At 41.3% G+C, this 26,289-nt stretch carries 18 protein-coding genes; 6 read left to right on the forward strand and 12 right to left on the reverse strand.

Annotated features, from left to right (window positions below; translation table 11 throughout):
• Window positions 1-430: 430 nt before the first annotated feature.
• The 6 genes from B4A24_RS01440 to B4A24_RS01465 form a co-directional block, all read right to left on the reverse strand.
• A complete protein-coding gene (locus B4A24_RS01440; protein ID WP_293941732.1) occupies window positions 431-1,993 on the reverse strand; it encodes a RagB/SusD family nutrient uptake outer membrane protein in 1,563 nt (520 codons plus the stop codon).
• An 18-nt stretch (window positions 1,994-2,011) separates the two neighbouring features.
• Window positions 2,012-5,224 (reverse strand): SusC/RagA family TonB-linked outer membrane protein, encoded by a 3,213-nt coding sequence (locus B4A24_RS01445; protein ID WP_293941734.1) that lies wholly within the window; start codon window positions 5,222-5,224, stop codon window positions 2,012-2,014.
• A gap of 393 nt (window positions 5,225-5,617) precedes the next feature.
• Window positions 5,618-7,333 carry a GMC oxidoreductase gene (locus tag B4A24_RS01450; RefSeq protein WP_293941736.1) on the reverse strand — a complete coding sequence of 572 codons (1,716 nt, stop codon included), beginning with the start codon at window positions 7,331-7,333 and terminating at the stop codon, window positions 5,618-5,620.
• A gap of 7 nt (window positions 7,334-7,340) precedes the next feature.
• On the reverse strand, window positions 7,341-7,829 hold the full coding sequence (locus B4A24_RS01455; RefSeq protein WP_293941739.1) for a gluconate 2-dehydrogenase subunit 3 family protein: 489 nt from the start codon (window positions 7,827-7,829) through the stop codon (window positions 7,341-7,343).
• A gap of 86 nt (window positions 7,830-7,915) precedes the next feature.
• Window positions 7,916-8,575 carry an HAD family hydrolase gene (locus B4A24_RS01460; RefSeq protein ID WP_293941742.1) on the reverse strand — a complete coding sequence of 220 codons (660 nt, stop codon included), beginning with the start codon at window positions 8,573-8,575 and terminating at the stop codon, window positions 7,916-7,918.
• 33 nt (window positions 8,576-8,608) lie between these two features.
• The gene (locus B4A24_RS01465) at window positions 8,609-9,247 is read right to left on the reverse strand and encodes a DUF6266 family protein (RefSeq protein ID WP_293941745.1); all 639 of its coding nucleotides are present in this window, start codon (window positions 9,245-9,247) and stop codon (window positions 8,609-8,611) included.
• 404 nt (window positions 9,248-9,651) lie between these two features.
• On the opposite strand from B4A24_RS01465, the gene B4A24_RS01470 reads away from it, so the two are divergent.
• The 4 genes from B4A24_RS01470 to B4A24_RS01485 all read left to right on the forward strand — a co-directional run bounded on the left by B4A24_RS01470 (window position 9,652) and on the right by B4A24_RS01485 (window position 14,181).
• A complete protein-coding gene (locus B4A24_RS01470) occupies window positions 9,652-10,263 on the forward strand; it encodes a fumarylacetoacetate hydrolase family protein (RefSeq protein ID WP_293941748.1) in 612 nt (203 codons plus the stop codon).
• A gap of 11 nt (window positions 10,264-10,274) precedes the next feature.
• Complete coding sequence (locus tag B4A24_RS01475; RefSeq protein WP_293941751.1) at window positions 10,275-11,999, forward strand: M23 family metallopeptidase; 1,725 nt, start codon at window positions 10,275-10,277, stop codon at window positions 11,997-11,999.
• 127 nt (window positions 12,000-12,126) lie between these two features.
• Complete coding sequence (gene bcp / locus B4A24_RS01480) at window positions 12,127-12,588, forward strand: thioredoxin-dependent thiol peroxidase (RefSeq protein WP_293941754.1); 462 nt, start codon at window positions 12,127-12,129, stop codon at window positions 12,586-12,588.
• Window positions 12,589-12,711: 123 nt separating this feature from the next.
• Entirely contained in the window at window positions 12,712-14,181 is a 1,470-nt protein-coding gene (locus B4A24_RS01485) for a glycine--tRNA ligase (protein WP_293941756.1), read from the forward strand.
• 96 nt (window positions 14,182-14,277) lie between these two features.
• Here B4A24_RS01485 and B4A24_RS01490 read toward each other — a convergent pair whose 3' ends face one another.
• From B4A24_RS01490 to B4A24_RS01515, 6 genes are all read right to left on the reverse strand, one after another.
• Window positions 14,278-15,714 (reverse strand): hypothetical protein, encoded by a 1,437-nt coding sequence (locus B4A24_RS01490; RefSeq protein ID WP_293941759.1) that lies wholly within the window; start codon window positions 15,712-15,714, stop codon window positions 14,278-14,280.
• A 76-nt stretch (window positions 15,715-15,790) separates the two neighbouring features.
• On the reverse strand, window positions 15,791-17,509 hold the full coding sequence (locus B4A24_RS01495) for a M64 family metallopeptidase (RefSeq protein WP_293941761.1): 1,719 nt from the start codon (window positions 17,507-17,509) through the stop codon (window positions 15,791-15,793).
• A 160-nt stretch (window positions 17,510-17,669) separates the two neighbouring features.
• Window positions 17,670-18,530, reverse strand: coding sequence for a helix-turn-helix domain-containing protein (locus B4A24_RS01500; protein WP_172396188.1), 861 nt, complete (start codon window positions 18,528-18,530; stop codon window positions 17,670-17,672).
• Between the two features lie 65 nt (window positions 18,531-18,595).
• Window positions 18,596-19,771: a thioredoxin-like domain-containing protein gene (locus B4A24_RS01505; RefSeq protein WP_293941765.1), complete on the reverse strand. Its 1,176-nt coding sequence runs from the start codon at window positions 19,769-19,771 to the stop codon at window positions 18,596-18,598.
• 10 nt (window positions 19,772-19,781) lie between these two features.
• Window positions 19,782-22,121 carry a glycoside hydrolase family 95 protein gene (locus B4A24_RS01510; RefSeq protein ID WP_293941768.1) on the reverse strand — a complete coding sequence of 780 codons (2,340 nt, stop codon included), beginning with the start codon at window positions 22,119-22,121 and terminating at the stop codon, window positions 19,782-19,784.
• Window positions 22,111-23,994, reverse strand: coding sequence for an alpha-L-fucosidase (locus B4A24_RS01515; RefSeq protein WP_293941771.1), 1,884 nt, complete (start codon window positions 23,992-23,994; stop codon window positions 22,111-22,113). The genes B4A24_RS01510 and B4A24_RS01515 overlap by 11 nt, the downstream gene beginning before the upstream one ends.
• A gap of 418 nt (window positions 23,995-24,412) precedes the next feature.
• Here B4A24_RS01515 and B4A24_RS01520 point away from each other — a divergent pair, with 418 nt between their 5' ends.
• On the forward strand, window positions 24,413-24,901 hold the full coding sequence (locus tag B4A24_RS01520; RefSeq protein WP_293941774.1) for an META domain-containing protein: 489 nt from the start codon (window positions 24,413-24,415) through the stop codon (window positions 24,899-24,901).
• Window positions 24,902-25,096: 195 nt separating this feature from the next.
• The gene (locus B4A24_RS01525) at window positions 25,097-26,269 is read left to right on the forward strand and encodes a trans-sulfuration enzyme family protein (RefSeq protein WP_172396183.1); all 1,173 of its coding nucleotides are present in this window, start codon (window positions 25,097-25,099) and stop codon (window positions 26,267-26,269) included.
• Window positions 26,270-26,289 lie beyond the last annotated feature (20 nt).

A 26,289-nucleotide genomic window follows, 5' to 3' on the forward strand; every position in this document is an offset into this window, starting at 1 on the left:
CCAAAATTTTGAGTTGAAAGCAATGATTCTAGCATTTGTACTTAAAACAAATGCTGGAATCAGTAAAACCTCGTGTTTAACAATCTTTATTGAATGTGATAAAGCAATTAAATTGCCCTTTTCGCCTAGCAAAATCGGTTTTGCTATACAGGTAAAAAAAAGCAAAATCTGCTTTTGAAAATTCGATATGATTCTCTCCTTTGGTTTAGTTTTTAGTTTAAGTGTTTGATTCGGACATTAAGGTAGGTATTTTTAAGTTTAAATCAAAAAAAGTTGTTAAAATAAACAACTTAACCCCAATTGCCGTATTGCTATGGGAGTAATAATGACGATAACAGACATTTTAAACTAATACAATAAAAAATGGATTCATTGAGAAGAATCGAATTTCTAATCAATGAATCCATATAATAACTAAGTCTACTATACCCTATTGATACCCCGGATTCTGGGTCAATTTATTATTACGCTGAATTTCATCGGGAGAAATTGGCCATAACAGATCAGATTCTTTAAATACGGCTCCAGATGCGTTCTTCGCTCCAATTAATGGAACAAAGTCCACTTTGCCTGCTTCCGTTGTAGAAATCACCGGGAACATTTTCGTCCGTACAATGTCATCCCACATTTTGTACTCTAAAGGCAGCTCGCGTAGACGTTCTTTCCAACATTCTTTCACAAAATCATCTGCGGACAATCCTTGTAGTTCTGCCGTGAAAGCAGCAACAGATTTTCCCTCTGTATTCGCACGAGCTTTTACCTGCGCCAGATAACCCGCTGCTTCTGCACTTACGCCTGTAGATTTAGCGATACTTTCAGCGGCAGTTAACAATGCTTCCGGATAACGATAAAAATTCCAGTCTTTTGTACCTCTTCCTGTTGTCAGCAAAGCTTGCTCATCCACATAATACCATATCCCGGCATCCTCTGATGTCCATTTTTTACCATTAATCGGATTAGTATACGACCAGTGGTAGAACTGATTGGGTTTGATCCTCAGATCTTTTTTATCATATACATTCAAAAATTGTTTGGTCGGGCCAAAAACTCGCTCAAATATAGAATAAGTGGTAAACACCGAAACTGCTGACGAACTAAAAGCGGTGGCAGTCCTTGCTCCGCTATTAGTAACAAGGTCATCAAATTCTTGCGCATAAATGACTTCATCCAAGTCATCGGTTTTACGCAGCAAGTTATACGCACTATTCTGTTCAAGGTCAATATTTTGGGTCATCTTATGCGGTGAATTCACCACAATTTTGGCTGCTGTTGCCGCATCAGCAAATTTACCTTGCTGCAAATAAACATCAGCTAATAGCATTGCTGCTGCATATTTTGTAATGCGATGCCCATTCTCCGCGAATTTTTTGGCTGGCAATATTTCTACGGCACTTTTTAAGTCCGCCTCAATCAATTCATAGATTTTCGCAGCATCGGTACGCTCCAAATAAAGTGGATCAGTAAGTTTCTCATTTGGTAGCGTATACAAGGGGAGTGCTCCAAATGTCTTGACGAGATAAAAGTAGTTGTAAGCTCTAAAGAATTTCGCCTCAGCCAATAAGGTATTTTTTTTGGTCTCATTGACCATGCTTATTTGCGGGATATATTTTACACCAGCATTGGCAATATTGATGGCCTCATAAGCCTCATCCCAGATGGTATTCATCGTTGGAGATATCACGTTGGCATTTTGCTGCCGTGTCAATTCACGGGCAAACAAGGTGACACGCTCCTGCCCTTCATAACTATTCGTAAAATACCCGGTCAGAATGGTATTAATGGAAGCGGTAGATCCCAAATAAGAACCCGTTGTAGAATAACGTAATGGTGAACCCCGACGGTAAAGCGCATTTACAGTTGCTTCAGCCTGTCCTTCATTCTCATAATAACTTATTAATGACAGGTTTGAGCGAGGATTTTCTTCTAAAAATTTATTACAGGATGTTGTTAACGCCATTCCGGCCAATAACAACAAAAATAATTTAGTCTTCATCTTTTTAAATTCTAAGCATTAAAATGTAACATTAACACCCAAAGAGAATGTTTTCGCTCTAGGATAGGAGAAAAAGGTCATGTTTTGTCCAAATTTTCCATTCCCTTGAGCAGTAAATTGAGAAGTCATTTCTGGATCATACTGAGAAGTACTTTCGGGGTCATAACCTTTAAAATCTTTTGACGTAAATAAAAATGGATTATTCGCATTCGCATAGATCCGTAGTCTGGACAAGCCCATCCGCTTTAATACATCCGCATTAAATGTATAGCCAAATTGGATCAAATTTACGCGCACATAAGAACCGTCCGCAACCCAAGAATCGTCCACGTTGGTATCCTGGCCAGCATGCCCCCCATTGGTCAAATAGATCGCTTGCTGCATCGTATTCGGATTCGATCCATTATACGCATCGGTCAAAATTTCCTTCAGACCATTGGTGATGCCAAAACGATCGTAAGTTGAGTGGAAGAACTGTTGCATGACATCTACCCCCTTAACAAATTGGAGATCCAACGTAAAGTCGAAATTTTTATAACGTAAGTTATTTACAAAACTACCGGTCCAATCTGGCAACCCTTTTCCGATAATTTCTTTCTCGGTTGTACGTTTTGCACGACCTATGTCTTTTATTTCCGCATTTCCTGCATCGACATCTGCCTGTGTATACACACCCAACCTTCTATAACCGTAGAAGCTATTTAAGTTTTCACCAACACGGATCACACTATTCGCCCCACCAACCCAATCGTTCTTTAGAATATCCGCATTGTTCTCACCTAAAGTCAATACTTTATTTTTGTTATAGTTGGCGTTCAGTGATGCTTTCCATTCAAAATTCTCATTGGTCACAATCGTACCAGTAATCATCATATCCAGGCCTTGATTTTGAACGGAACCGATATTTTTCATGACGGATTTAAAACCGGTCGCTCTTGGTAGCGGAGTCTCCAACAGGAGGTCTGTTGTTTTTCGACGATAATAAGAAACATCGAAATTTAGGCGATTTTGAAGTAAGCCCAACTCCACCCCAACATCAAATTGTGCTGTTTTTTCCCACTTTAGATCTTCATTTTCAATCGTGCTGACATAAGACCAGGGAGCCCGTCCATTATTCAATAAGATTGTTCCCGCATCAACGATCGCCAACGACCTATAAGGATCAATCTCAGAGTTACCGGTCAATCCATAGCTGGTATGTAATTTCAGGTTACTAATGGTCTGATTACCCTTTAAAAACTCCTCATTGGAAACATTCCAGGCGAGTCCTAATGACGGAAAAAATGCATATTTATTGTTCCTACCAAATTTGGATGAACCATCATAACGACTGGTTACTGTGGCAGAATAACGATTGTCATAGGAATAGGCTGCCCTCAAGAAGTACGAATTCATCGCCCAATCATTGTAAAAAGATTCGGGCGTAGCTGGTGTAACACCTAAATTCATTCTATTATACTCATAGAAATCATCCGGAAGGCCTTCCGTCCGCATTTTATCAAAGTCATACGTCTTCTTTTGCCAAGACAAACCCGCCATGGCATTGATTCGGTGTTTATCGAATTGCTTATTATAGGTTAAATAGGTCTCTTCCTGCCAATACAAGGTATTTGTATGCGTGCGTTCCGCCCATCCATTCGGTCTGGAAATATTATTCAAGAGCTTTGAAGAGTATCCCTTATAATCTTTCCTATGGTGATCAATCCCTAATTGTGTTTTCAGGTCCAACCCATCGGCCAGATGAAATGTCAATGCCGCATTTCCAAAAATCTGCGTATTATAACGCAAGCGTTTTTGCAAATCCAGAATGGAAACCGGATTTGCCATCCCTTCAAAACTCAGCTGTTCAGCTACGGTAGATGAAGATGAATTCGTATAAAGACCATTCTTATCATAAACCGGATACCAAGGAATCATCTCGATCATCGTACGGCGAGCTTCTTGTCCGCCACCATCTTCAGGAGTATAACGGCCCCAGGTATGATTGACCGTCAAGTTGATTGCCGTAGAGAGCCAAGATGTTGGTTTTGCATCATAAGCCATTTTTGCATTTATCCGTTTATTCCAGGTATTGTTCATAATTCCCTGTTGATCCGTATAATTCAAAAATGCGCCAACGGATGACTTTTCATCCCCCTGTTGTACATTTAATTGATGATTATGTGAAATAGCCGTCCGTGTGGCCTCGCGTTGCCAATCTGTATCATATAAGGGGTTGCCGTTTGCGTCAAAGTAATCTGGATCATTGAACCAATCTTTTTTATTTAAAGACCAAGGTGTCCATTTATCATTCTTACTTTTCAGTACTTCACTTTGATATTTATTTTCGTTTTCCAATCCAATCATAAAGGCATCTACCCATTCCTGTGCATTCAGTAGATCCATATAGCGTTGCGCAGAACTTACCCCTGCCGATCCCTGGTAACTGATTGTTCTAGACCCATCTTTGTTACCACGTTTTGTGGTTACCAAAATCACACCATTTGCACCCCGCGCACCATAAATCGCTGCAGAAGAAGCGTCTTTTAAAACCTCGATGTTTTCAATATCATTTGGATTTAATAAATTAAAATCTTCCATGACGACTCCATCCACGACATAAAGCGGGTTCGAAGAGGAGTTGATTGTGGCCACACCACGGATAACGACTCTATTCGCGTTAGCGCCAGGTTGACTGGAATTAGAAAAGATATTGACACCTGAGGCTTTTCCTCTTAGGGCATCAAGCGCGCTGAAACTTTGATCTTTGATCATATCTGCTCCCTTGACCATCGCAATAGAACCGGTTACATCCGATTTACGCATGGTACCATAACCGACAACAACGACCTCATCCAATTGGCTCTGATCATCCTCTAACTGAACGGTTACTGTGGTACCTGATACAGTCACTTCCTTCGATTTATAACCGACAGAGGAAACGACCAGCACATCGCCAGGCTTTGCTTCCACAGAAAAATTCCCCTGTGCATCTGATTGGGCACCTTTTGAGGTTCCCTTAACTGCTACTGAAGCGCCCACGAGAGGTTTTCCGTTAGCATCTAGCACTTTTCCTTTCAGGTGCTGCTGTAGATTACGAACTTCTTTTACAAAGGATTTACCTTCATAGTTTGCTGAAGTTGCTACAGCGGCATTGACTTGTGGAAATGTACCAGCAATGACAGCCAATGAGAAAAATAGCTTTGATTTTTTCCCAAGGTGCGCAAATGATTTTACGTCAACTTTGCTCATATTAATAGTGATTTGGTTTATAAAAACGTTTTAGCAAAAAGATACTACAACGTCTAGTTTAATTTAGTTTTCCCTATAATCGATTATAATAAAAGGTTTTAGTTCATTTACCTTTCCTTATAAATTTTTCAATTTAACATGTATTGCCCTAAAAAACGTCGGCTATATCTCAGCGCAGCCGATCTTTATACGCGTTAGTATGCTAAATCGCTTTTGCTATTTTTGCAAAAAAAATGGTCTGTTAATTTGGTTTATACTGTTTAATTTCTGTCTTTCTTTTCCTCTTTTGGTTATCGCATTCTGGTTATGTTTTAATATTTTAATTAGCTCGTAATTTAGTATTTTAAATTCAAACGGCGGAAGATTTATTTTCAAAATCTTCCGCCGTTAAAACTATATATTTCCCTTTTTCATTTCGCTGATCGCATAATCAACTGAACGCGCTGAAAAAGCCATATAAGTCAATGATGGATTTTGTGTCGATGTCGAAGTCATGCAGGCGCCATCTGTAACAAAGACATTTTTTACAGCATGCATCTGATTCCACTTGTTCAATACTGAAGTCTTCGGATCGTGTCCCATCCGTACCCCGCCCATCTCATGGATATCCAACCCCGGAGCCTGCCAATGTGTATCCGGCCGAATGTTCGTGAAACCGGCATCGGTAAACATCTCTGTCATAACCGCAATATAATCCTTTTTCATTTTTTCATCATTCTCATCGTAATCGACCGCAATCTTTAACAATGGAATTCCCCAATCGTCTGTTTTACGGCCATCCAGGGAAACCATGCCCGATTCTTTTGGTATGGTCTCACCCATCATGTGCGAGCCTACCTGCCAAATCCCCAGTTTCGGGTTTAAGAGATTATCTTTAAGTCCCAATCCTAAGCCAGAGCGATCGGACTCCTTACTTCGAGATGCGCCGAAACCCGCGGCATAGCCCCGTAAAAAGTCTGTCTCCTGCTTATGCAGGTTTCGAAAACGTGGGATATATCCCCCGCCGGCAGGGTTTCTGCCTTCTGCGGTATAATCCAATAGCCCCTCGTATTCGGCGTAGACACGTGCACTGTAATTATGGAAAGCCACATATTTTCCGAGTACACCACTATCATTACCCAAACCATTGGGAAAACGGTTTGATTTGGAATTCAATAAAATCAGATTGGTATTGATCGCTGCTGCATTGACAAAAATCAATTTTGCATAAAAGTCGATTTCTTCTTTCGTGTTTGTATCAATTACCCGTACCCCTACCGCTTTTCCTTTTTGTTCATCATATAAGATAGAATGAACCACCGAATGTGGACGAAGGGTCATATTTCCGGTTTTAGCGGCCCAAGGAATTGTCGTTGCATTCGAACTGAAATATCCTCCAAAAGGACATCCTCTTTGGCACAGCACACGATTTTGGCATTGTACACGGCCTTGGTCAATATGAATCTGGTTAGGTTTGGAAAGATGTGCACATCGTGCAGAGATCACCTTCCGTTCCGGAAATTTCTTTTGTACCTTCTCCTTGAAATACTTTTCGACAATATTCAATGGATACCCTGGCAGAAATTCACCGTCAGGCAATTCGGGCAGTCCATCATGGTCCCCAGCAATACCTGCAAATTTCTCTACATAGGCATACCATGGCGCTAAATCCGCATAGCGAATAGGCCAATCTACTGCAAAACCATCACGTGCTGGCCCCTCAAAGTCAAAGTCTGACCAACGTTGGGTCTGTCTCGCCCACAACAAGGATTTACCACCGACCTGATACCCTCTGATCCAGTCGAAAGGTTTTTCTTGGATGTAGGGATGTTCCTTGTCTTTCACAAAGAAATGTGCCGCATCTTCATGAAAAGCATAACATTTGCTAACAATAGGATTTTCAGCCTTCACTTGATAGGGCATTTCATTCCGATGCTCAAACTCCCACGGCATCATATTCGTGGTCGGATAGTCCTTGATATGCTGTACATCTCGTCCCCGCTCCAAAACCAACGTTTTTAATCCCTTCTCGCACAATTCCTTTGCGGACCAACCACCACTAATTCCCGAACCAATCACGATTGCGTCGTAGGTTCTATTTTTTTCACTGTCAATATTTAGATTTGCCATGCTGGATTTATCCATTAATTTTCACCGCACCATTGTACGGTCCAGGAATAAGCTTATAAATAACCTTATTCTTCATCACATATTCCGAATTCATATAACCTTGGATCGCACGCGATTTAAAGATCTCAAAAAAGGTCTTTTCATCTGTTTTATCTTTCAGATTGGCTAAAGTATTTTCTGTTTCCTTGCCATTGGTAAGATTCAGCTGCTTTCTCAATTTATTAAAACCGGAGACAAATTTCTCCTGATTTTCCGGCGATTCACAATCATCCACCATCTTAATCACGAACAGGTGCAGGTTGAGCTCCCTTCCCCCCGGTGTATCCGATTTTGGAATGAGAATATCAACAAGATCGCCCAAAAATTTCTCATCCTCCGCCGATAATTTCAGCTTATTCAATACAATCGATGCCCCTCCATCATTCAGACAGGATGACATAATAGTCAGTCCGCCTGCGATAATGAAAAATTGCTTTATTGCGGTTCTACGGTTCATAATCAGAGTTCCCTTTACAATTTGGTAATATTACGTATATCCAACTAAAATTACAAATGCTAAAACGTTTAAATTATAGTATTTCATTAAATCCAGCCGGATAATAGCTGTTTTGCCTGCTGCAAGTTTTCCACAATGTTATCAACAGCTGTTAGTCTAGCTCGCTCCACCTCTTGCTTTGTTACAGCAATCAGCTGCAAATTAGCTTCTAAAGCAGACTGGCTACCCGTTATCGTATCTTCGATCGCGAGACAGACCTCTGCCGGTAAGTCCAATTTTGTCAAGGCCAGGCGATAAGGCTCGGGATTTGGCTTCGGAGACTCCACACATTCCCTTGTCACAAAAAACTCAAAGTAATCCAACAGTTCATGTTTTCCCAAAACGGTATCCACCGTACTCCGATAGCTTGAGGTCACCAATCCGATCCGAATGTTATTTGCCTTTAGGTAGGTTAAAATATCTTTCGCAAAAGGCATTAATTCGATATCGCTCATATTGGAATCAGCATAAGCAGCGCGCGTCCTTTTCCACATATGTTCCTCTGTGGTATCATATCCATAGTCTTCGACCAGACGTTTTACGTTATGCGCCAAGGTATGTCCCGCAAAATCACGAATCCAATCGTCATAAGTTATCTCTAGATCAAATTCTTGTTTTAGGATCGGCGCCCAGTTTTTAAAATAGAAATATTCCGAATCAATTAAAGTACCGTCCAAATCAAACAATACGGCTTGTAGTTTATTCATAGTGTTAAAGATACACAAGTCGGTTGAAAAATCCTATCGAAGCAGCCCGCAATAAGCGGAATCAGATATTTCGTTATGAAATGTATTCCAAAAACCGATGTACACATGATATTCGGCTTTTTTATTCAATTCAGCTGGTATCTCTACCGAGCATTGCCCATCGGCTGCATTTGCAATTGCCAACTTTAGTGAGCCCAAATCTTTTAAACTAACGAATGCCAGATTCAACTTATAGATTTCATCGTTATAAGCTGGGTTTGGTATCCATTCCAAATCGATACGACCGTCATTCAAACTTACCTTTGCTTGCTCAGGAGAGATTAATTCTCCCGCAAAAACCATTAGGTTTTCAAAATTCACCACCGGATTATTATCAGCATCAATTGTCACAACATCGTTGAAAACATGCTTTTGAGCGAGTTGAAATACGCCATATTTAGATCCACTGTCTTTTTTTAATCGATAGCCAAAATCAAAAACAGGCTTATTTTCCCTGCAAAACTCACCTACCAATTTTAGTTTTTGGCGATGTAATCGCTGTGCCTCAGTCGGAGGTTTGTTACTTTTCCTCCTCGCGCCTCGAATAATCCACTGCCCATTAAGGTTATAACCATATACTGAGCCCACTTTACCCCGAAAACCACCGTTCGGGCCATCTTGTAATATACCCATTTCTTAAGCTTTTGGTTTAATTGTAATTTCCATGTTGCCATTATAACAGATGAATGCCCTCAATGTTTGCAATAGGTTAGATTTAAAATAGAATTAAGTTAGATTTAAGTTAGCTATTGATTAGCTTATACCTAAACAAAACCTAACTTAAACCTAAACAAACCCTAACTAAAACCTATATAAATATATATGCCTATATCAATTATAATTTAAGTTAACTGCCGTCATTTTTGGATAAGCATTGGACATTTGCTAAGTTTGTTTTTACATTCATGGAACCAGCATGATTTATTTAATCCGACTGTGGTGGCTTCAAGGGTCAGACTGAAGGGTAAATGATCAATGGTCGAATCACATCGTAGTACGAAAAAATCTGAAAGCTTCATCGTCTTAAAATTTATACAATGAAAATAATTGCCATCGGCCGAAATTACATCGACCACGCGAAAGAGCTCAATAATCCCGTCCCTGAAAATCCCATCATATTTTTAAAACCCGACACCGCGGTCTTAAAGGACAATAAAGATTTCTATTACCCCGAATTTTCTCAAAACATCCAATTCGAAACCGAAGTCGTCCTCCGAATCTGTAAGGAAGGTAAACATGTTACGCCAAAATTTGCGTCAACGTATTACGATGCGATTGGCCTGGGAATCGACTTCACCGCAAGAGATGTACAGCAGGAGCTCAAAGCAAAAAGCCTTCCCTGGGAATTGGCGAAAGCCTTTGACCACTCCGCAGTGATTAGCAACTTGATCCCAAAGGAAGATTTAGCGGATGTCTATGCGATTGACTTCTCTCTACAGCAAAATGGACAAACCGTGCAACAGGGGAATACCAAGGACATGATTTTTTCATTTGAAGATCTGATTGTCTACACCTCCAAATTTATTACGCTCCGCAAAGGAGACCTCATCTATACGGGCACTCCTGTCGGTGTTGGCTCCGTTGCAATTGGAGATATATTGGAAGGGTTTATTGGAGAACAAAAAATGTTTAGCTGCAAGATCAAATAGAAAAAGTAGAAATGATTAAAAAAACGGCATATTTATTAGGCGTATTGACTTTGTCCGCTAGCGTTGTCCAGGCACAGGATATTATCAAAAGTCGCAACTACCCGCAAAATTATTTCGTACGTCCGATGGATATTGCTCCACAAGCATCGGGATCATTTGGCGAGTTACGGGCAACACATTTCCATGGTGGAGATGACTACCGAACGCAACAACGCATCAATATCCCCGTACATGCGGCGGCAGAAGGCTTTGTTTCACGTGTACGGGTACAAATTGGCGGTGGTGGCAACTATGTTTACATTGATCATCCAAATGGGTATACTTCGGTATATATGCATCTAGAAAGCTTTAATTCAGATCTTGCCAAGATTATAAAAGATGAGCAGTACAAACAAAAACGCTTTGATGTCGACGTATTTTTAAAACCTAACCAAGTACCGGTCAAAAAAGGTGAATTTATCGCCAATTCCGGAAACACAGGTGGTTCAGCAGGGCCGCACCTGCATTTTGAAATTCGGGATACCAAGGCGCAGCTGCCCTTAAACCCGCAGCTATTTGGGCTTTTATTTCCGGATGGTGTAGCACCTTTGATAAGAGGTATAACAGTCTACGATCTTGGCCGCGAAGTCTTTGACGAAAATACGCCACGCAGGCATCAAACGATCAGATCGCTAGGTAATGGACGCTATACCCTGGCTTCAGGCTCCCCTATTTCGGTCAATGGCAACTTTGGACTAGGCATCAACACCGTAGACAGACGCGGCGGTATTTCTTTTACGTACGGTGTTTATTCGATCGAACTATTTCTTGACAACAAAAATATCAGTACCGTACTATTCGAAGCCATCCCGTTTGATCAAACTCGTGCAATTCAATCGTATGTAGACTATCCTTACCTTAAGAAATCGGGTGTTCGGGTGCAGAAAAGCTTCAAGGATCCCAATAATCCTATTACGATCTATAAACACCTGGACAATTTGGGTATGATCGAATTGAAAGATAATGAGGTGCATGACGTAAAATACGTCGTCAAGGATGTACAAGGCAATAAAAGCGAACTCAATTTTAAGGTACAGAACAATCCGTCTTTAGCGATCAGCCGCAAGCCTGCCGAAGGCCTCAAAATGTTTCATTACGCTGATGATAACAAATATGAGGCAGAAAATGCACGCGTCTATATGGGTAAGAATATTCTTTACAATGACCTTTATTTTAATTATTCCCAAGGCGCAAAGTCCACGAAGGGATATTCGGCTACGCATTATATCCACAATGCCTATACACCTCTATTCGGGTATTACAAACTAATGATCAAGCCAGATTACAGCTTACCGGAAAGTCTATATGGTAAGGCGCTGATCGTCTCTACAGACGGTGGCGCGCAAGGTGGTAAATATGAAAACGGCTGGGTCGTCGCCAATGTGCGTGAATTTGGCGGGTTCTATGTTGCTGTGGATACCATAGCCCCTAATGTCACGGCCCGAAACCTGACCGACGGGAAGAATGTATCCAATCAACGCTCCATAGATTTTACCATCAGCGATAATCTCTCTGGTATAGATACCTTCGATGCATATATAGATGGCAAATGGGCTTTAATGAAGTATGACCCCAAAACCAGACACTTATGGCATGAGTTTGAGTCCAATCTAACCAGTGGCTCGCACAGCTTCAAGTTGGAAGTGAAAGACAATAAAGGAAATTTAAAAATATACGAAGCTTCCTTCAGCAGGTAATGAAGCTCCTCGGAGTGGTTCATCTACCATGGGTTTTATTCTTGCTTCTTTTTTGTGCGCAAGTTTACACTCCTGATGGGTTATTATCGGATAATATCGTAACTTAATAAGCTAAATAGCAATACATATGGCAACACTAGAAATAGGACAACACGCACCAGATTTCAGTGCAAAAAATCAACATGGTGAAACAGTCCATCTTTCGGATTTCAAAGGAAAAAAAGTCATTCTCTACTTTTACCCCAAAGACAATACGCCTGGATGTACAACCGAGGCTTGCAACTTTAGGGACAATTATCAATCCCTAAAAAAGGATGGTTATGAAATTATAGGCGTCAGCGTGGATAATGAGGCGTCTCATCAAAAGTTTATGACCAAACATGAATTACCATTTCAACTACTTGTAGACGAAGATAAACGTCTTGTCGAAGCATACGGTGTATGGGTAGAAAAGAACATGTACGGAAAAAAATATATGGGTACAGCACGTACAACCTTCGTGATCGATGAGCAGGGCATTATTCAGCATATCATCAAAAAAGTGGATAACAAAAATGCGTCACAACAGATCCGCGATTTGAGCATTTAACCGGACCGTATTCCCGCCATCAATTCTTATGTTTACTTGATTTGACGGGCGGTGCGGATCTAATATCTCATATCTAGAATCTTATATCTAAAATCTAAATACTAATATCTATATTTGCCACTTATGAGCAAACAGACAGACGATTTTTTCAAAAGTGTAGTATCACACGCGAAGGAATACGGTTTTGTATTCCAATCGAGCGAAATATATGACGGATTAAGTGCCGTCTACGATTACGGTCAATTAGGTTCTGAACTTAAAAATAACCTAAAGACTTATTGGTGGAAATCTATGGTGCAATTGCACGAAAATATTGTTGGTATCGATGCCGCGATTTTCATGCATCCAACAACCTGGAAAGCATCTGGTCACGTGGATGGGTTCAATGACCCGATGATCGATAACAAAGATTCAAAAAAGCGCTACCGTGCCGACCAATTGATCGAAGATAAGATTGCACGTTATGAAGCTGATGGAAAAGCAGCGGAAGCAGCTGCACTTTTGGAAGCATTGAATACTGCATTGAATGCTGACGATCTAGCGGGATTAAAATCCATCATTGAAGAACATAATATCGTTTGTCCGGTTTCAGGCACCAAGAATTGGACTGAAGTACGTCAATTTAATTTGATGTTTGCCACACAAATGGGGGCCATGGCTGATGGGGCAGATCAGGTTTACCTACGTCCAGAAACTGCTCAGGGCATTTTTGTCAATTTCCTGAATGTTCAGAAAACAGGCCGTATGAAAATTCCTTTCGGTATTGCTCAAATTGGAAAAGCTTTCCGTAATGAAGTCATTGCGCGCCAGTTTATCATGCGTATGCGTGAATTTGAACAAATGGAAATGCAATTCTTCTGCCGTCCGGGCACTGAGCTGGAATGGTACAATAAATGGAAAGAAACACGCTTGAAATGGCATCTGGCATTGGGTTTTGACCCCGCCAACTACCGTTACCACGACCACGATAAATTGGCGCATTATGCAAATGCTGCGGTTGATATTGAATTTAACTTCCCATTCGGATTTAAAGAGGTGGAAGGTATCCATTCCCGTACAGATTTTGACCTCAAACAGCATCAAGAATATTCGAAAAAGAAAATGCAATATTTTGATCCTGAAATCAATCAAAATTACATTCCTTATGTGATCGAGACTTCAATCGGATTGGACCGTCTATTCCTGACAGTTCTATGTAATTCATTGATCACAGAAGATCTTTCTACGCCAGAAAAACAAGATTCTCGCGTCGTATTGAAATTTCCAGCAGCTTTGGCACCTGTGAAAGCCGCAATTTTGCCATTGACCAAAAAAGACGGCTTACCAGAAAAAGCGCGCGAGATCCTCAATACGTTAAAATTGGATTACAACGTGCAATACGATGAAAAAGACGCAATTGGAAAACGTTATCGCCGTCAAGACGCAATTGGTACGCCAATCTGTATTACAGTTGATTACGATTCGTTGGAAGATAACACAGTAACGATCCGTCACCGTGATACCATGGAGCAAGAACGGGTAGCTATCGCCGACCTTGGACGGATTTTAAATGACTTAGCTGGCTGGAATACCTTGCTAAAAAAATTGCTATAAATTAGATTTATCTGATGACAGAAAAGGTGTCCCTAAGGACACCTTTTTTATTGCTTTGTTTATTACAATTGGTTAGTTGGTTTTTGCTTCTCAACATCAGTATTCTACCACGACATTATCACGCCATTTGTCATTCTTAATCACCTGAAATCCCTGATCTCCGCTTACACCGTCGAGCAGTTTCCCTTTGAATAGCAGCTGTACATTATTTCTAATTTCGCTGCTTAACTCAAATATGCGCACAGTTTCTCCTTTTCTGAAAACACGTAACTCATAGCTGACTGGCTTATTTTCAGGAACATCGCCCATAAACTGATTAAACGAAAAAGTTTGCGTACTGGTAAAATTGGGAATAATGCGTAGAATGGTGTGATCAGCTTTTTCATCCGATGCTGTTGCGAACGGGTAATATTGGAAAGCATGATGCTGTTGCTTGATGTGGATACTGTCTACAAGGTTGAGTCCGTCGGCATCCGTACATTCAAATCTAACTTCGCTATAGATACGTGTCATTGTCAGGACCCGCTCTATGGATTCTTTCACATCAAAAGTGTCCAGTACGGCAAATACCTCCGCAGACTGCTCATGAAAAGCATTAGAAACCCAGAGGCTCCTAAGATCAGTCACCGCAGCCGGAACTATTAATGGTATACTCGAATTTTTGGAAAGTAGACTTAAATAATACGTCCCTTGGGGCAAAGCAACACCAAACGTCTCTTTGGCATTGAGTGTACCTGCTTTCACGAGTATCTTCGAGTTGGCATCAAAAATATGGTAATACAATTTATCAGGTAAAACAGATTGATCTGTAGTCCCCATAATTTTGATATTGTCCATCTTAAACGTCCCCGTGCTTTCGTTATAATCCGTACCATTATCCCGATTACCTGGAAATAGTGCTATTTTTAGCCAGCATCCCTGTGCTGCTGTCAATTGAATCGACGTAAGCGTCTGCTCCAGCGAAAACTTGGCCGACGTACTGAGTGTCGGCGGGTAATGAAGGGTGTCGGTCAGTTTTTTGAAAGTCGCCCCTTTATCGGTCGAATAACTCAAGAGCAAGGCACGTGGACCAGTTCCAGAGCTATTGACGTCAAAAGTCAGATTAGCCAACGAGGCAATACCAGCAACAGGTATCTTGATCATAATCTCTTTGGCACCTTTGAAATTAATGGCTTTCCCTGTAGTCGGCCAACCACCTATAAAACCATAATCCGTTTTACCATTGTTATAATCAATCACAACGGCATCGTCAAGTGCTGAAGTAGGATCAGCATTACCGCTGTCAAAATTCCAATGGTAGAGGAGTTGTTCTGTGTTGCTTTCGCTTGTCGAAACGCTTTTAGTCTTAGACGATTGTGCTCGCAAGGGGGTGATAATCGTTTCAAAATCCTTGATTTTGAATGTTACTGCATGTGTTTTTTCGTTGCTTTCATCAGGAAGTTTCGAGTTTTTCTTACAGGATGATGCTACGGCTAGAATCACAATGAATAAGCACGAAAAAACTCCCAACGTAAACTGGGATTTCTTTTTCATAACGATGAATGATTTATAAGTTAACTAACCGGCAGATTAAAATTAACTTATAAATCATTAGCTTTCAACACTGTCACTAAAAAGTTACTTCCGTACAATCACTCTTACAGGTCGTTTCCCTGTCTACTTTTTGGACATAAACTTTTCGGGAAGTACTGGAACGATCCAGGACTAATATATTATTTGTTCCGGACGGACGGACGTATTCGCCATTGAACTCGTCCCATTCGTAAATTGGTTTACCTTTCTCATCCAACCAAATATAATTATAACGTGAATTTTGTTTTTCCTGTACGGTCAACTGCACCTTATTTTTCTTTTTGTCAATCTTGATGCGGATATCCTTGGGTTTTTCCACTTGCGTAAGTGTTTTCACCAGAATTTCAGCTTGCGTGGAGTACTTATCTTTCCAATAGGCAACAACATGATATTTTTTTGATACGGAGAGGTTTCGTACAAAAACATTAGCTCCTGAGCCAATATGTGTACCAGTTGCTGTCTCATACCAGCGATATTCAAGTCCTGCGACAGGCTTTTTGACCGTAAGTACCTGATCGCCCCCAAAACAAGTTTCCAATGTATCCCCCCAGCGATTGGTGGGTTTGGCAAGCGCATTGGATTGAAGCTGATTAAGTTTCCATACAATAGAATCCTTATGGTTCACATAATTTGGGTTGCGGAGCAGACCCGTAGTATCCTGAATACATACTTTCAATTCATTTGCGCCGTTATGCAGCATTCCCGGGTCTAAATAAATTGAGTCGATATCATGAGCAATCGCTTCATTATTTAGAAGCCATACCAGCTTAAATGTATTTGGGGACGGTTTTGCTAGGCGCAAAGTAAATTTCTGCACACTGTCCAAGGTCAGCACATTATTTAGTATTGGTTTTACAGCAATAAAGGGACTCGATTTTCGCTTTATTGAAGCCACGAACTGTTCTTGACAAACGGGACAAAACGGGGCCACAAGATATTGCATTTTGCAGTATTCGTGCGGTCTGAACCAAGTTGACGGAGATCCTTTCCCGCCATAAGAATAGATACCTACGCCATCTTTTCCAAGCCAATATTTCCAGGGAACAGTATTTACATCTGCCGTTTGGGAACGGTTGACTGACTCGATAGCATATTGATTGCCTGCCCAATACTCATCAGCCAGCTGCGCAAAAGAATGTCCAATCTCATGGACAGCGATATCGTTACTTTTGAAGTTGACCGTTGAGGTGGCCCACTTTCCACCCGATCCGCCATAAAATGGCGAGTTGACCAATATGACCACCTGTGTATAATTGGGGATATGTGTTTTCAATACTTCTTCAATACGGTCATTTTTTTGAGGTACCACGAGACGGTGCAATCCGCCATTGTCAAAGCTACTACCAAAAATTGTATTGGGATGCGTAACCGGTACCGCATGATCTCTGGTGAATTTATTATAGCGTTTTGGATATTTGCTGAGATCGGTATCTCCATGTACGCAGTCACTCGCTTTACAGTCATGGGTGGCGCCGGATTCTTCGGATATGGTCCGAATAGCAAACACATTAAAGAAATTACTGTATTGTTTGAAAGGCTCTATCGCGAAAAAATAGTTGGTAAACTGCTTGGAATCTGCTGCATAATCTTCCAATTGGTCTTTTGTATAGCCATCACCCAAGATAACCAAGTTCACCATATGGTTAGCTGATCCTTGGTACTGCAGGGTATCAATCTTAAAATGCTGCGATTGGGCTGCTACCGGCAACCAACAGCCAAGTAGTATAAGCACTATAAAAATTAAGCTTTTATTCATCGGAGTAACAATCGTTAGACTTCAAAATTAGGGTTTTCACACCCTTAATTTTTAAACTTTATTGCTGAGTGCTTCTCCGATATTATCCACTGATCCGGATTTGTAGGGCCCTTCTGCGGCCGTCTTTCCGGCAATGTCTTCGATGTAGCAAGTCCTTGGTTTAATCCCGCATCCGATGTTCCTGCACATATTCGCTTGGGGAATGCTTTGTGATCTTCTTAAATACCCTGTTAAAATTGACCACGTTGTTGAACCCCGTCTTAAATGCAATATTGGAAACGCTCTCAGAGGACTCGTCAATCAGCATTTTACAGGCACGCTCAATCCGAATTTCATTCAGGAAAGTAACATAAGTCTTTCGGGTATGTTTTTTAAAGTACTTACAAAATGCATGTGGCGTCATGTGGGCAACTGCCGCAATATCTTCAAGGGAGATCTTATCGCCAAAATGCTGAAAGGTATATTGAAATATTTCATTGATGCGCAAGCCTTCGGCATCCGAAAATTTCTTCTGAGGAATGCCAGTATACAGCGAGGTCCATTGATCGACCTTTTTACTCAAAAAATTGATCAGTTTTACAAAAGATAACAGCCGGTCTATCCCTGCACTTGTATTGATCTGGACAAATTTATCCTTGAGCGCAACAGCATGTTCGGCATCCAGTTTCTTACTTACATTGATATGCTCCAAAAAATATTTGACATCGTCAAATTCGGGAAAATCCAGAAAGGATTTAAAATGTTCATAATCAAAGAAAATATGGATGGCGTGAATGCCATCCTTGATATCCTCTGCTGTTTTAAACATATGCGGCTCATCTGCATCAACGATATAGATTTCATCTTCTTCAAAACTATGCGTAAAGTTGCCGATCATAAAGGTACCCCGTCCTTTTAGGATATAGGTCAATTGGATCTCTTTATGCCGATGATAATTACTATAAAAGGAGGGCAAGATATCTTCCTGTACGCAAATAGATCCTTGATAAACCACCGGAACTGTAAATTGAACAACTTTCATCGTCTATTGAAATAACAAATATTAAACCGTTAATTCAAATATACCATTTTTTAAGACAATAATCGTTAATTTTTATCCAAAAACTCTTTGACTTTACTGATAAACCGCGGCAACGTGGGGTCTTCGCCTGTGAGCGACAAGATTTTGAATGTCTGTGGATCAACCCACAGATAGCTTGGTGAACGATCTATACCAAAATCATTTTCCATTGTAGTCCGATCATTGGTATTCAGATAATAGTTATGCGGTCCCAAAGCAAGGGAGTTACTTGCCTTAATCCACTTGTCTTGATCACTATCTAAGGAAAAATAAATGACTCGCACCCCCATTGTCTTTAATTGTGGCTCTTTTTTATGCAATAAACTAACATCGGAGAGACTGTATGAACTGGATGCTTTCCAGAATGCGACGATCAGCATTTTTGCTTTTGAAAATTCAGTCAATGCCAGCGAATCCCGCTGAATATTCATTGGCGTGATGGCTGGAAAGACTGGCATATTCTCGTAAAAATCTTTCACACGGTCTACTTTCTCACGTGCAAATTTATAATAAGGGTGTTTCTGTAAAGTCACATCAAACTGTTCAAGCGCGCTATCAAATTTTTTAAAGTTATCCTGATCGACGGAAACATATTTAAAAAAGTAAGGGAGCACCAAAGAGGACCGATGTATACTGTCCAGGATAAAATCAGCATATAATTCGCGAAGGTTATAAGGTTTAATGGCCGACAAGCGTTGTATTTCATCCACCGCTTGCTCGTAGGATCCGTCATTGCGTGCTGCCATGTCTGGAAGCTGACCATTTAATGTACCGATCCTCCCCTTCCGTTTTTCTTCCTTCAATTTTTCTGCCTGTTCACGTTTGTGATATCTTTCGGTAAATTGGATAAAATCTCTTGCATTATCGGATGTTGTCGTCAAGGTACACAGTCCTTGACTTTCCTTTAGATCATAGTCACTATCGCCTTCCAGAAAAAGTGTATAGGGGTCTCCTCCATTAATCTGGATCGCATAAAAACCGGTCATAGCCAATTCGCCTTCCAAGACAAATTGTCCATTCTTCACGCTTGTTTTTGTAAATTGCTGTATTTTGTTCTCAGGGTCTATAAGTGTCACAGGACTTCCTTCGGCTGCAGCTGTCTGGCCAGTTATCTTATAAGTGAATGTTTTCAGCAGCGCTTCTTTTCTTGTCTTATCTGTTTTCTGGGAACAAGCGGCTGCTCCCAGAAAAATAAGTAACAAGCAAAAATAGTTAACGAACTTTATAGTCCTTATATGCTCCGTTTTCAAATATGCGAACATTTCCTTTTTTTCCTTTTATTTTAAATGCGACAATTTTCCCCTGTTCCCAACGCATATCCACCGTGTAATTACCTCTGGCCTTCAGCCCCTTGACCTGCCCTTTAGCCCAGGTTTTGGGCAAGGCCGGCAGCAGGTGAATATAGCCATTATGGCTTTGGATCAGCATCTCTGCGATACCTGCAGCACCACCAAAGTTGCCATCAATCTGAAACGGCGGATGAGCGCAGAATAAGTTGGGATAGGTTCCCGCACCCACACCCTGATAGGTTGTCTCACTGACAAAAGCAGGTTTGAGCAGCTGGCGAAGAATCTCCAGCGCGTGATCGCCATCCTGCAATCTTGCCCAAAATAAAATTTTCCAAGCCCTGGACCATCCTGTCCCTTCATCTCCTCTTACTGCCAAAGTCTTGCGCGCAGCTTCGGCCCAAGCAGGAGTCGTTTGTGGCGAGATGAATGCCGCAGGATACAAGCCATAGAGATGGGACACATGGCGGTGTTTGGGTTCAACCTCCTGATAATCTTCGAGCCATTCCATCACACGTCCAGATTTACTGATCACTACCGGTGGTGGAATCTCTTTTAACTTCCCTTTCAAGCTAGCTGCAAAACGATCTTTCATAGACAAAATAGAATCTGCATGAATCACTGCCTGATACAGTTCGCGTACAATCTGATTGTCGATTGTAGGCCCCATCACGACTGCCGCAACCTTTCCGTTGGACATTCGAAACGCATTTTCCGGGGACACAGATGGCGAGGTTACCCACCAACCTGTTTTTGGATCTTGCACTAAGGTATGATCATAAAATTGTGCAGCGCCTTTGAGTATCGGATAGATTTCTTTCAGATATTCTTTATCACTGGTAAAAAGATAATGCTCCCACAGGTGGTTGCATAACCAGCCTGACGCTGTGCTTGCCCCCCAGGAAGCCTGTTCGCCCGGAGCAGAATATCCCCAAACATTGGTCATCATATAAACGACCCATCCGGGCGCATTATAGTACGCTTTCGCAGTTTGCTCGCCTGTTTTTGCTATCCGCTTGATCAACTCGATAAAAGGTTGATGATATTCACTGAGATTATTCACCTCCACTCCCCAGTGATTCATCTGTGCATTGATATTTAAATGGTAATCACCATTCCATGGTGTATTGATCTGATTGGCCCATAAGCCTTGCAAATTGGGCGGAAGTGAATTTGAGATTTTTGGTGCCGCACTTGAAATATTCAAATAACGGCCATATTGATAATAAATACTTGCTAAATCGGGATCCTGTGCCGGATCTTTATAAAAATTAGCAATTCGTTCATTGGTTGGAACATTTGCATTCAATTTATTCCCAAATAGATTCAGTTCGACCCGGTTAAAAGTCTTCTGATAACTATTCACATGATTACGGTACATTTTAGCTGTATTGGACGAGTGCAATGCTGCAATGGTCGCTTTTACAGTAGCCAGTGGATCCTGTCCATAATAAGACGTACTCGCAGTGATATAGATAGCAAGGTTGCCCTTCGCCGAAACTTCCAGTACCTGATCCTTTTTATTGACCTGGAGATCCCTGCCCTGTACGTTTAGTAAACTAACAAATTTCAGGTTTTTACCCCCATTCCCATCCGGGAGCGACCCTTCGACCAAAATACCATCGTCCAACAGCGTGTAACGGTCGATGTGCTCCTTGCGTTCGAAAGAAATACCCACCGTCTGTCTGGCGTTGCTGTTTTGATTCAATTGAATAACACCGACATTCCTGTCAAACGAAGTATAATAGGTCCGCTGAATTTTTATGTTCCCAGTACGAAAAGAGGTTTGCGCTGTCGCGGTGGTTAGGTCCAAGGATCTTGTATAGTCCTCTATCGGAGAGGAGGGCAATTGATAGTGAAGTATGAGATCTCCCAGCAACTGATAACAGCCATAAGGAACCTCCGCGCCATTTCCAAAACCAGAGCCTTTTCCTTTGGTGATAAAGGTTTCATTAACCAATTTCTCGGCCTCATCATTTTTACCTGCTTTCAATAGGTCCTGAATCGCACTGACATTTTTATAGGCCTTATAGTTATTAGGATCTTCTGGACTCCCAGACCACATACTGATCTCATTCAACACAATTTTTTCCTTCTTCGGATTTCCATCCGGCATCATCCCCATTAGCCCGTTGCCCAGTGGCAAAGTTTCTTCCCAGATATCGGCCGGTTTATTGTACCAAAGGCTGAGTGGATTTTGCTGAGCGAACAAAAGCGTGGTCTGACAGATGCAGACCACAAGAAGTGTTAAAATTCTATTTTCCATAAAGTTCAAGCTCCGCAATTGTCAGCTCATTTCCTTCAATAAATTGCTTTGGTTCAAATTTTATAAACTTGGTATTGTTGTTTGTTTCAAAAAATACCTGTTGCAAAATTGGATTTGCTTTGATGTTGGAGAATTCGCCCTCCTTAACGCTTGTCCACTTTTTGCCATCTATACTGGTTGAAATTGTATACTTGGTCGGAATACCAGCAGTTTTTTTGTCCTGACGGGGCAGGAAACCAATCCCTGAAGTAGGACCACTGGTCTCAATAACCAAAACCCCGCGGTCTGCTACGGTCGCAAAGGTACTGGGATTGGCATCGGTTATATAGGCATTATCGGTAGAGCTGCCTGTCTTTAACTTAAAACCTGTTTGTTTTTTAAGCTCTTTTGTATTGAAAGTAAAGGATTCGTTATATTCCTTAAATAGGCCGAAGTCACTCATGGTAATTGCTACAGGAGCATAGATATGCAAGCGTAAATCTGCCGTTGTCGTTGGCTGCTCAAGTTTTAGCAGGCGATTCGCACCAATGCTGGTCGCTCTGACCAATGGCTTCCAGGCGTTGTCTACCTTGTGTTCAATAATAACGCTGTCAATCCGTTGTCCGAGCTTGATATTTTCACGCAATTGGATAAGATCAAATGTCGCTGGTGATTTTAGCTTAATTTCAAGCGTAGCTGATGTTTTGGCATCATCAGTTGCCCAATAGCTGTAACGGTCATTATCGGTAATCAGGGACGTTGCATATGTTTTGGAATCGCCATTGCGCGTATTGGAGGCCGTAATGGTCGCACCTTTTGCCAGATTTGTCCGGAAAGTTTCTTTGATCTTTTTACCAAAAGCCTGTAGCGATTTCACGTCATTTTCGTGGAGTGTACCTGAAGGCATTGGCGCCAAACCAAGATTCATACAGGCACCTCTACCCACAGATTTCAGGTAAATTTCAAACAGCTGGTTTGGTGTTTTTACACGGCTATCCTGTTCCTGATGATAAAACCATCCCGGACGTTGGGGCACATCACATTCTGCGGGAATCCAATATTTACCATTCCGGTCGCCCGATTCAGCATTATGCGATTCGGTCGCACCCGGTACAGCCACTTTTCCATTTAAACCTATCGGTGTAAATGTCGCCCAAGAAGTTTCAGCAGCGAAACCATGCTCATTACCGACCCAGCGCATATCAGGCCCAATATCCGAGAAAATAACGGCGTCGGGTTGAAGTTTACGCACAATAGGCCATGTTTTCTCATGCCATTCATAATAAGTCGTCCGATCTATGATCCTTTTTCCTTCATGTCCGCCATAGTAACCATCACCGCCATTTGCCCCATCGTGCCACGAAGTGAACAAAGGACCATAATTGCTCATCAGTTCGGTCAGCTGCTGCCGATAAGCGGTTGCATATGCCGGCGTTCCATAATGTTCATCATGACGGTCCCAAGCAGACAGGTATACCCCGAATTTCATTCCATTGCGATGTGTCGCTTCCATAAATTCTTTCACCATATCTCCCTTACCATTCTTCCAAGGTGAGGATGCAATGCTATAAGAAGTTGTTTTGGTCGGCCACAAACAAAATCCATCGTGATGTTTCGCTACACTGATCAAGCCCCTGAAACCACCATCTGCCGCAGCTTTGGCAATTTGATTCGCATTAAATGCCGAAGGATTAAATAGGGAGGGTTCCGCATCTCCGTACCCCCATTCCTTATTTTGAAAAGTTGTCGGTGTATAATGGATCAAACAGTAGGTTTCCATCTCCTGCCATTTCAATTGACGTTCGGTTGGCAAGGCCCCATAAGGTTTTAACGTGTCTGGTTTGACTACCGTACCGCTGGAAAGTAAGATGGAGGATAACAAGATTGTGAGCATATTCTTTATTAAATAAGTACTAGAAAATTAGGTTGTAAAGCCCTAATATAAGAAGTTTTATAAACTTATCCATGTAACATTTGCGTACTGGAACAGATTGGAAACAGGTGTAAAATGTGCCTTCTAGCTAAAAAATGGCCTTCGCGAATGATATCAATCGATTGATATAACGTGTTCAGCTATCCTGTAAAATGATCTCCCGCCGCAGTGTAAGTGTGTTTTTTTAGTATAATTCTTACAAAGAAGAATTTATTTCATCGCAGGAGTGCAAACAAAAAATACAGGTTTGTTATTAATAGAAGATAAAGAAGTTAGCTGTGCTACAGCAGCTGATTGCATGTCATTGGGACAAGACTGGCATGATAATTATAAGCTATAGGGCAGAAAAAGGAATATTTATCTATTATTAAAAATGATTATGAAAGTAAATTTAATGATTGTAGCAGCAGCATTGGCATTTTCGACTGTCGCATGTAATACAGCTGGAAAAAAATCCGAAGCAACAGGAGCTGGTGATACGGCAACATCGGTTCAAAAACCAAGTGTGGTGGATAATGCATCTCTGGAAGGAACTTGGGAACTAAAGTCACTCACTACGCCCGAGACAGCCGGGAAAGGGCTCAAAGACCTCTTTAAAGACAAGATTCCAACATTGACTTTCACAGCCAAAGACCATAAAGTAGAAGGCAACAATGGCTGTAATGGTATCGGCGGCACTTACGAAAGTGAAAAAGGCAATTCCATTAAAATCGGTGATAAATTGATATCTACGATGATGCACTGTGAAAATGCCGCTTATAACGAATTTATGAATGGTCTAAAGTCAACGACAAACTTTGATGTTAAGGATAATGCGTTAACATTCATTTCCGGCGATATTGTTGTGATGCAATTTGTAAAAAAATAGGGTAATAACAGCGAACTCTGCTGGCATATAAGCGTCGCTGCCCGTAACGGTGGTAATAAAAAAGGGGGCTTACAGGTCTACTGTGAATCCTGAAAAAAACTGAGTACAAGGGTGTGCTCAGTTTTTTTTATAAAAACACGTTATTTAGCAGCGAAATATACCATATTAAAATTTCATCTCGTAACTTTACACATCATGAAAAAAGATCAATCTAAAATCATACGTGAACAGGTCGATCGTTCAGCACTTCGCGAACATTCGACTCCTTTATACCTCACATCAAGTTTTATCTTCGACAGCGCTGAACAAGGTCGGGCGGTCTTTGCTGGAGAAGAAGATGCAATGATTTATTCCCGCTATGCCAATCCGAATACATCCGAATTCATCAACAAGGTTTGTATTATGGAAGGTGCCGAAGCTGGCTTATCTTTTGCGTCCGGGATGGCCGCAGTATTTGCGTCCTTTGCGGCAATTATTGAAAGTGGAGACCACATTGTTTCTTCACGTGCAATATTTGGCTCCACCCATCAGTTATTTACCGAACTTTTTCCACGTTGGGGAGTGACAACAACTTACGTAGATGCAGCTAATCCTGAGGAGTGGGAGAAGGCCATACAGCCTAATACGAAGATTATATTTCTGGAATCGCCATCCAATCCAGGACTCGAATTAGTAGATTTAGAATGGCTGGGTAAATTCAAGCAAAAATATCCGAATATCATTCTTTCGATCGACAACTGTTTTGCGACACCATATCTTCAAAAACCGATTCAATATGGTTTTGATTTGGTGATCCATTCAGCCACCAAATATATGGACGGACAAGGTCGTGTTTTAGGTGGTATCGTGGTTGGGAAACAGGAATTGATCGATAAGCTCATGTTCTTTATCCGACACACAGGACCAGCATTATCACCATTCAATGCCTGGATCATTTCTAAAAGTCTCGATACCCTGGGTATCCGTATGGACCGCCATTGTTCAAATGCACTCGCGTTGGCCCAAGCATTGGAAAATCATCCGGAGATTGAAGATGTAAAATATCCTTTCCTACCAAGCCATCCACAATATGAACTGGCGAAGAAACAGATGAAAGCAGGAGGTGGTATTGTTACACTTGTTGTCAAAGGTGGTTTTGAACGTGCAAAAGCTTTTGTCGATCAGCTGGAAATGATCCTATATACATCCAATTTAGGTGACTCGCGATCAATCGCTACACATCCTGCATCAACGACGCACTCTAAGTTGTCAGAAGATGAGCGACTAAACCTGGGCATACAACCCGGCAGTATTCGTTTGTCTGTTGGCCTGGAGGATCAGGAAGATATTATCAACGATATCTTACAGGCTTTAGAGAAAACCAAATAAGCAATAAAANNTTTTATTGC

Source organism: Sphingobacterium sp. UBA7249 (genome assembly GCF_002472835.1).
Taxonomy (GTDB): Bacteria; Bacteroidota; Bacteroidia; order Sphingobacteriales; family Sphingobacteriaceae; genus Sphingobacterium; species Sphingobacterium prati.

Excerpts from the sequence above, each read along its gene's own strand:
- B4A24_RS01440 (WP_293941732.1), bottom strand. The coding sequence starts at position 1,993 with ATGAAGACTAAATTATTTTTGTTGTTATTGGCCGGAATGGCGTTAACA.
- B4A24_RS01445 (WP_293941734.1), bottom strand. The coding sequence starts at position 5,224 with ATGAGCAAAGTTGACGTAAAATCATTTGCGCACCTTGGGAAAAAATCA.
- B4A24_RS01450 (WP_293941736.1), bottom strand. The coding sequence starts at position 7,333 with ATGGCAAATCTAAATATTGACAGTGAAAAAAATAGAACCTACGACGCA.
- B4A24_RS01455 (WP_293941739.1), bottom strand. The coding sequence starts at position 7,829 with ATGAACCGTAGAACCGCAATAAAGCAATTTTTCATTATCGCAGGCGGA.
- B4A24_RS01460 (WP_293941742.1), bottom strand. The coding sequence starts at position 8,575 with ATGAATAAACTACAAGCCGTATTGTTTGATTTGGACGGTACTTTAATT.
- B4A24_RS01465 (WP_293941745.1), bottom strand. The coding sequence starts at position 9,247 with ATGGGTATATTACAAGATGGCCCGAACGGTGGTTTTCGGGGTAAAGTG.
- B4A24_RS01470 (WP_293941748.1), top strand. The coding sequence starts at position 9,652 with ATGAAAATAATTGCCATCGGCCGAAATTACATCGACCACGCGAAAGAG.
- B4A24_RS01475 (WP_293941751.1), top strand. The coding sequence starts at position 10,275 with ATGATTAAAAAAACGGCATATTTATTAGGCGTATTGACTTTGTCCGCT.
- bcp (WP_293941754.1), top strand. The coding sequence starts at position 12,127 with ATGGCAACACTAGAAATAGGACAACACGCACCAGATTTCAGTGCAAAA.
- B4A24_RS01485 (WP_293941756.1), top strand. The coding sequence starts at position 12,712 with ATGAGCAAACAGACAGACGATTTTTTCAAAAGTGTAGTATCACACGCG.
- B4A24_RS01490 (WP_293941759.1), bottom strand. The coding sequence starts at position 15,714 with ATGAAAAAGAAATCCCAGTTTACGTTGGGAGTTTTTTCGTGCTTATTC.
- B4A24_RS01495 (WP_293941761.1), bottom strand. The coding sequence starts at position 17,509 with ATGAATAAAAGCTTAATTTTTATAGTGCTTATACTACTTGGCTGTTGG.
- B4A24_RS01500 (WP_172396188.1), bottom strand. The coding sequence starts at position 18,530 with ATGAAAGTTGTTCAATTTACAGTTCCGGTGGTTTATCAAGGATCTATT.
- B4A24_RS01510 (WP_293941768.1), bottom strand. The coding sequence starts at position 22,121 with ATGGAAAATAGAATTTTAACACTTCTTGTGGTCTGCATCTGTCAGACC.
- B4A24_RS01515 (WP_293941771.1), bottom strand. The coding sequence starts at position 23,994 with ATGCTCACAATCTTGTTATCCTCCATCTTACTTTCCAGCGGTACGGTA.
- B4A24_RS01520 (WP_293941774.1), top strand. The coding sequence starts at position 24,413 with ATGAAAGTAAATTTAATGATTGTAGCAGCAGCATTGGCATTTTCGACT.
- B4A24_RS01525 (WP_172396183.1), top strand. The coding sequence starts at position 25,097 with ATGAAAAAAGATCAATCTAAAATCATACGTGAACAGGTCGATCGTTCA.